The 6,750-nt window shown below is 34.8% G+C and carries 9 protein-coding genes and 1 pseudogene; 2 read left to right on the top strand and 8 right to left on the bottom strand.

The window, feature by feature from the left end; genetic code table 11:
• The 8 genes from ureC to Q0W95_RS06980 all read right to left on the bottom strand — a co-directional run.
• Positions 1-1,640 (bottom strand): urease subunit alpha (gene ureC / locus Q0W95_RS07015; protein WP_297791263.1); only part of this gene is annotated, 1,640 nt, incomplete at its 3' end.
• Positions 1,641-2,024 (bottom strand): urease subunit beta, encoded by a 384-nt coding sequence (ureB, locus tag Q0W95_RS07010; protein WP_297791261.1) that lies wholly within the window; start codon positions 2,022-2,024, stop codon positions 1,641-1,643.
• Between the two features lie 9 nt (positions 2,025-2,033).
• The gene (gene ureA, locus Q0W95_RS07005) at positions 2,034-2,336 is read right to left on the bottom strand and encodes an urease subunit gamma (RefSeq protein ID WP_004816472.1); all 303 of its coding nucleotides are present in this window, start codon (positions 2,334-2,336) and stop codon (positions 2,034-2,036) included.
• Positions 2,327-3,142 carry an urease accessory protein UreD gene (locus Q0W95_RS07000; RefSeq protein WP_297791258.1) on the bottom strand — a complete coding sequence of 272 codons (816 nt, stop codon included), beginning with the start codon at positions 3,140-3,142 and terminating at the stop codon, positions 2,327-2,329. Before Q0W95_RS07000 ends, ureA begins: the two co-directional genes overlap by 10 nt.
• Complete coding sequence (gene ureG, locus Q0W95_RS06995) at positions 3,142-3,753, bottom strand: urease accessory protein UreG (RefSeq protein ID WP_297791256.1); 612 nt, start codon at positions 3,751-3,753, stop codon at positions 3,142-3,144. The genes Q0W95_RS07000 and ureG overlap by 1 nt, the downstream gene beginning before the upstream one ends.
• An 8-nt stretch (positions 3,754-3,761) precedes the next feature.
• Complete coding sequence (locus Q0W95_RS06990) at positions 3,762-4,466, bottom strand: urease accessory protein UreF (RefSeq protein WP_297791254.1); 705 nt, start codon at positions 4,464-4,466, stop codon at positions 3,762-3,764.
• A complete protein-coding gene (locus Q0W95_RS06985) occupies positions 4,459-5,004 on the bottom strand; it encodes an urease accessory protein UreE (protein ID WP_297791252.1) in 546 nt (181 codons plus the stop codon). The genes Q0W95_RS06990 and Q0W95_RS06985 overlap by 8 nt, the downstream gene beginning before the upstream one ends.
• 150 nt (positions 5,005-5,154) lie before the next feature.
• The gene (locus tag Q0W95_RS06980) at positions 5,155-5,502 is read right to left on the bottom strand and encodes a DUF3784 domain-containing protein (RefSeq protein ID WP_297791250.1); all 348 of its coding nucleotides are present in this window, start codon (positions 5,500-5,502) and stop codon (positions 5,155-5,157) included.
• On the opposite strand from Q0W95_RS06980, the pseudogene Q0W95_RS06975 reads away from it, so the two are divergent.
• Positions 5,501-6,217: pseudogene (locus Q0W95_RS06975) on the top strand (hypothetical protein). The gene Q0W95_RS06980 and the pseudogene Q0W95_RS06975 overlap by 2 nt on opposite strands.
• A gap of 8 nt (positions 6,218-6,225) precedes the next feature.
• The coding region (locus tag Q0W95_RS06970; RefSeq protein WP_297791248.1) for an ABC transporter permease at positions 6,226-6,750 on the top strand (525 nt) is incomplete at its 3' end.

Raw genomic sequence — 6,750 nt, 5'->3', positions numbered from 1 at the left:
TAAGTTTCTGGGTCTACCTTGATGTTTGGAGTTTCGGAGTTTAGTTTCATATCTTTTTTGCCGATGTTTCTACAATTATGAACAGGTAGTACCATTCTTTTTAGGTCTAGTTTTTCTTTTATGCCTGATTCATAGGCAGATTTTGAGACAAAGGTAATACAAGAATTACCGATTCCTCCACCAATGGCCGCATACATTCTTCTGTATATTACAGGTTGTGGTGTTGGTATGGATGCGTTTGGATCTCCTGACGGTGCCATTATTATTAGACCATTTTTTAGTATTTGTTTTGGACGAACTCCAAAGAATTTTGGCTCCCAAAGGACAAGATCTGCACGTTTACCGACTTCGATTGAACCAATATATTCAGATACTCCATGGGCTATGGCGGGATTTATAGTGTATTTGGCTACATATCTTTTGGCCCTAAAGTTATCGTTATTATTTCCTTCATCTTCTTTGAGGGCTCCACGTTGGTCCTTCATCTTTGATGCTGTTTGCCATGTTCTCATGACAACTTCGCCAATCCTGCCCATGGCTTGAGAGTCTGAAGACATTATTGAGAATACCCCCATATCTTGGAGGACATCTTCTGCAGCTATTGTTTCCGGTCTAATCCTTGAGTCAGCAAAGGCTACATCTTCTTCTATGGTTTTGTCAAGATTGTGGCAAACCATAACCATATCCAAGTGCTCATCTGATGTGTTTATGGTAAAAGGCATAGTTGGATTTGTTGATGCTGGAAAGACATTGTTAAAGCCTGCTGCAACTATTTGATCTGGTGCATGTCCTCCTCCTGCTCCTTCAGTATGGAAGAAATGTATAGCTCTACCACCAATAGCATCTAGGGTATCTTCAATTGTACCGCCTTCGTTAAGGGTGTCGGTATGGATAGCAACTGCAATATCGTACTCATCAGCAACTTCAAGGCTGGAATTTATAACGGCTCTTGTTGCTCCCCAATCTTCGTGAATCTTCAGGCCACAAGCTCCTGCTTTTATTTGTTCATAAAGGGGCTCTTTGCTTGAGCAGTTACCCTTACCTAAAAGTCCTACATTTACTGGATATCCTTCGACTGATTTTAGCATGGCTTCTAGGTGGTTAGGACCAGGAGTACAGGTTGTAGCATTTGTCCCATCAGCAGGTCCTGTTCCACCACCGATTAGGGTAGTAGTTCCTCCTGCAAGGGCAGTGTTTGCTTGATCGGCTGATATGAAATGAACGTGAGTGTCAATTGCTCCAGCAGTTACGATTTTATTTTCGCCTGAGATAATTTCAGTGCTTGCCCCTATTACAAGACCGGGGTTGACATTATCATTCATATCTGGGTTTCCAGATTTTCCTATTCCTGTAATAATACCATCCCTAATTCCTATATCTGCCTTGTAGATACCAGTATAGTCTAGGATAATCGCATTTGTAATTACTGTATCACAAGTTCCTGAGGCATAGCTTTCAGTTGAAGATTGATTCATTCCATCTCTTACAGTCTTACCACCACCAAAGATTGATTCATCTCCATAAATTGCATAATCTTTTTCTATTTCTATTATAATATTTGTATCTGCTAGTCTAACTTTATCGCCTGTAGTTGGCCCATACATAGACCCGTATTTTTCTCTTGAGATTTTAAATGACATCTATTCCTCCCCATCACTATTAATATTAGCATAGCCTTTTTGAATTAGGTTTTTCATGGCTTCCTCTTTTTTTATATCATGGGCTACACCATTTGTGAGTCCGTTAAAGCCGATGACCCTTCCATTTCCGCCGATATCAATTAATCTAACCCTATGGGTTTGACCTGGTTCAAATCTAATAGCATTTCCTGCAGGGATGTCTAGTTTTTTGCCAAAGGCCATGCTACGATTGAATTTCAAAAATCTATTCACTTCAAAAAAATGAAAATGAGAACCGATTTGTACGGCCCTATCTCCAGTATTTGTTACTTCTATTTCAATAGCTTCGAAATCTTCATTTAAAATTAAATCTTCATCTTTATAAAAAATTTCACCTGGAATCATTTTTGCCTCCTACACTATTGGTTGATGAACTGTTACAAGCTTGGTTCCATCAGGAAATGTGGCTTCTATTTGTACATCCTTAATCATTTCAGGGACACCTTCCATGACATCATCCCTTGTTAGAATCTTCCTGCCTTCTTGCATCAAATCTGAAACAGTCTTGCCATCACGAGCCATCTCATAAAGCTCGGCACTGATTAGAGCGACTGCTTCAGGATAGTTTAATTTAAGTCCACGTTCTTTACGCTTTCTGGCAACTTCTCCAGCTGTAAATATCATCAAGCGTTCAATATCTTTTGGTACTAAATGCATATCCTTCCCCCTTTTTCAATTAAATAATCTATTATTTCTTTTTCACATTCTATTAAATCCTGTCCCATCTTGCCCAAAATTCTAATTTGAATATCATTTCTAAAGCTGCAACTTGCCCCACCTTTTAGTCCTCTCTTTAAACTGTGCTTATCAATTATATTGCGAATCTCGCCTAGATTATTTTCATCGGAAAAATTTATAGCAACCATTGACAAAAAGTGGTCATAGCCTTCCATTAAACCAAGTTCATTTATATTTTGTTCTCTTGGCCTTATGAGGTTTTTTTCGGTGTAGATAAGTTTGCCATCAAGGTTTATATCTAGATTAGTCTTGTAGCTTTTAAATTCAAAGCTTTCTCCCCTACCAATTCTACCAGCTACAAAGCAGTTAGAAAAAATAAGCCTAGCATCTTTTTCTAAATCTACCTTGATATCCTCCCTAAAATCTGCATCCTTGTAGAGAATCATGGGTAAAAGTTTAAAAATAAAGTCAGATTTTTCTTCTCCACGAATTTCGACCTTACGACTTGCGAAAGAATCCTCGTTCATCTTATAAACTTTTTCGTATGATTGAGAAGAAAGCAAGACCTTGCTATTTTTTTTTGCATAAAATCTTTCTTCTTGCCTATCGCCTTCCAAGATACCTGGGCTTGAGCTCATAATCATAGCCTTGGTAAAGTTACCGTATTTGAAGGTGTGCATGACTAAGAATGGTGGAGAATTGTAAATATCTTTTAGGATTGTTGTATCATCCTTATTTTCAAACTCTAAATATAATCTGCTGGCTCTTGCGTATGTTTTTTTCATTATTTTAAATCTTCTAATAAGACTTGCTTTCTTATCCAGTCATAGACCTCATTAAGGCCATCGCCATTTTTGATATTAGTAAAGATAAATGGACGTTCTCCTCTTTGGGCTAGGGTATCCTTTCTCATAGCCTCAAGGTCAACGCCAACATAAGGAGCTAAATCTTTTTTGTTTATGATAAGAAGGTCTGATCTTAAAATTCCTGGGCCTCCTTTTCTTGGTATATCCCCACCTGCAGCTACATCTATTACAAAGATGGTGGCATCTGCAAGGTCAGGACTAAAGGTTGCTGATAGATTGTCTCCACCACTTTCGATAAAGATTATTTCTATATCCTTAAAATTTCTGACTAAATCCTCACAAGCTTCAAGGTTCATAGAAACATCATCTCTTATGGCTGTATGAGGACATCCTCCAGTTTCTACTCCTCTTATCCTATCTCTTTCAAGAATCCCCTGATCTTTTAGGTAGTTTGCATCTTCTTCTGTATATATATCATTAGTAACTACAGCAACCTTATAATCTTTTTTGAATTCTTCTACTAGTTTTTCTATCAAATGTGTCTTGCCGCAACCAACAGGGCCTGCGACACCAATTTTTACGTAATCCATAAGCCTCCCTAAGACATATAAAGTCTTGAATATAATACTTCATGTTGCATTGAAGCAACTTCTACACCTGGATATGAAGTAAAATAATACTCCTCATCCAATTTATCTATCTTTGTAACTAAATCTATTATCAAGTCATATAGTTCATATAAGATTTTCTGCCCATCAAACTGGCTGATAGGTACTGTCTTAACCGCTGTAATCACTAGATTCTGTGCCATATTAAATGCAAAACTCAAAAGAGATGCGGTCAAATCAATATCAAGACTTACTGTAATTAGAGCATAGGCGACTGAGTGATGGATGATAATGTCATTTTTCTTATGATAATCTAAGTAGTCATAGTATTGTTCTGGCATAGATATGTCCATCTTATGAACTGTCGATATAAGTCTTGAGCCTAACTTCTCTGAAGCTTCCCTTAACTCTTTTTGGCTTTTTTGAGCCTGTAATCTTATATTTAGATCTAAAAGCTCATCTTTTTCTCCTTCTATAAAATAATTGTAAGCTAGATATACAGCTAAAAGGTCATTATAATAGAAGCTAGTTTTTAAATAGTTTATTAAATATTTTTTTGTATCTTTCGAATCTTTAATCAAATTCTTTAGGATATAATTTTCAAGTCCATAAGAATGTGAATAAGAACCTATAGGAAATTGACTATCATTTAATTGAAGGAGGATGAGCTCTTCTTCATATTTTTTTCTATTCATGGTGATGGTGGTGATGATTGTGGACGTGATCGTGATCATGGTCGTGACTATGATGCTCTACTACTTGACCTTGAGGAAGAATTGCCATCAAGTTGTTTTTTGGCAATAATTTAGCCATGACCTTATCCATCTTTATCCCTTCTACAGTCTTTAGCATATCTTCTAGGGTCTTCTCATATGGTGTAATTAAAGATTCACCATCTTCTGACCAGTATAATTTTGCATGACGATTGCCAATAATATATGCCAAGTTGACAAAGCTCTTAGCCTCATCCATTGAAAGCTTTAAGCATTCAAGCTCTTCGATATTGATAGCATAAATTACATTATTTTCTCTATAAATTATATCTCCATGCTTTAGACCTCTTTGTCTATCCTCTTCAGAAAGCTTCAGACCCAAGTCTAAACCCTCATATTCAAATCTTTGAATTTTCTTGTGGGCATGGTCGTAAGGAATATTAAGCCAGTTGATTATTAAATTTTCTTCATTTATATCAAAAACATTTCCAATAATTTTTTCAATTATCAATTTATTCACCCCTTTTTTTACAAACTTTATAGTACCCCTAAAACAATAAAAAGCAATGACTTTGCATTATTTAAAGTGTTTTTTCTTTACTCACCTTTTTTAGATAAGCTAACAGAAATTCCAAGACAAAAACCGCATATGGAATAAATCCATATACGGTTAATTTCTCATAGAATAATTAACAAGAATTATCCCCAAAATAGTAATTATGGCAAAGATGCCCCAGGCCTTCATCATAATTATATCGAAAAGCTCCATATCACTTACAAAAAAACTAGATAAAAAAGCAAAAACTAAAGGCAGACACATTATTAAAATCATGACTTTGACTTTTTTTAAATATCCTCGTTTAATCAAATCTTCCTTTTTTTCTTCCTCCATAAGATTAAAACCTGCTATAATATTGCCATTGGTCTTATCGACCAAAAACAAAATTATCAAACACAAAATTACTGGTACCAATAAGAAAACTTTAAGCTTAATATCTCCTGGATCTGCTAAATGCATGACCTTCCTCCTCATATATATATGATAATTATACACCACTATGATAATTATAACAGGCTAAGTTTCAGGAAGATCTTTTGGGAAAGTAAGTATTCACTTTTCTTTATTATGGACACATACTTATTTGTATCCTTATTGATTAATCCAATATTGATTTCATCTCTTGTAAAAAGTAATTAAAATTGAAGAAAAAAACAAGATGTGGCATCTCCAGCAGAGCCTTTGGGAAAAAGTGAATGATATTCTTATTAATAAATTTAAAAACTTATCTTTAAGGTTAGTGCTACTGCAAATCATAAAAGCCCTTGTTTTTCTAAGACTTGCCATGATTTCTCTTAATTTTCCTATGACTAATGATGTGATTTTTAGATTTTTTTTGGTAAATATATCTATCCTACTAATAAACCTATTTTTCCTAGGATTATTTATGATTATTGAAATGAAGGTAAAAAGAGTCTATAGCCTATCATTTATTTCTATAGTAGGTGGACTTACTGGAATAATAACAATGCTTACATCAGAATTTCTCTCATTTCTTAATCCCTTTGCATGGATGGCTAGTCTAATGAATCTATCTTTTGTCAAAGAAGGAGATAAATTTGTTCAAGTATTAAATCCTATAAATTTCTATACTGGAATAATCGCCCTCATACTCTTAATGTTAACTATAATCTATATAAAAGAGATGAAAACTTACAACTTGTACAAGGACTAGGAGGATATATGTTAAAATTAGAATTTAAAAAAATAAAAATTATAAATATTTTGCTAGTAAGTCTAATTATCCCCTTGCTAGCCAATGCCTTTGGCTTAATAAACTTTATTGGCAATAGAGAAATTCTAACCAATGAATGGCAAAGTCTGTGGACTCAGGTAAGTTTATTTTACTTCTCATTCTTCTATATCCCCCTTATAGCTATTATAATAGCAAGTCTTTGGGCGACAGAACACAAGGCAGGTCTTAAATTTATTAGGCTAAGTCCGAGAAAAAACATTGACTTCATAATAGCTAAGCTCATTGTAGCCTTTATAATAATTAGCCTTTGTCAAATATATTTCTTGGCCCTCTTTTACCTAGGTGGAAAATTTATAGGTGGCTTTTCAAGCATTAGCTTTAATATATATTTTTACTATATAGGCCTAAGCATACTCCTATCCCTACCTATAATTGCCATCTTCGAAGCCCTTACTACAAGGCTTAAATCCTTTGGAATCATAGTTCTCCTATCAAGTATATTTACGATAATA

This window comes from uncultured Anaerococcus sp. (assembly GCF_947253225.1).
GTDB lineage: Bacteria > Bacillota > Clostridia > Tissierellales > Peptoniphilaceae > Anaerococcus.
This window is presented reverse-complemented; position numbering and strand designations above follow the sequence as displayed.

Bases quoted from the DNA above. Each gene is read 5' to 3' on its own strand.
- Q0W95_RS06980 (WP_297791250.1), bottom strand. From the start codon at position 5,502: ATGCATTTAGCAGATCCAGGAGATATTAAGCTTAAAGTTTTCTTATTG.
- ureG (WP_297791256.1), bottom strand. From the start codon at position 3,753: ATGGATTACGTAAAAATTGGTGTCGCAGGCCCTGTTGGTTGCGGCAAG.
- ureA (WP_004816472.1), bottom strand. From the start codon at position 2,336: ATGCATTTAGTACCAAAAGATATTGAACGCTTGATGATATTTACAGCT.
- ureB (WP_297791261.1), bottom strand. From the start codon at position 2,024: ATGATTCCAGGTGAAATTTTTTATAAAGATGAAGATTTAATTTTAAAT.
- Q0W95_RS06990 (WP_297791254.1), bottom strand. From the start codon at position 4,466: ATGAATAGAAAAAAATATGAAGAAGAGCTCATCCTCCTTCAATTAAAT.
- Q0W95_RS07000 (WP_297791258.1), bottom strand. From the start codon at position 3,142: ATGAAAAAAACATACGCAAGAGCCAGCAGATTATATTTAGAGTTTGAA.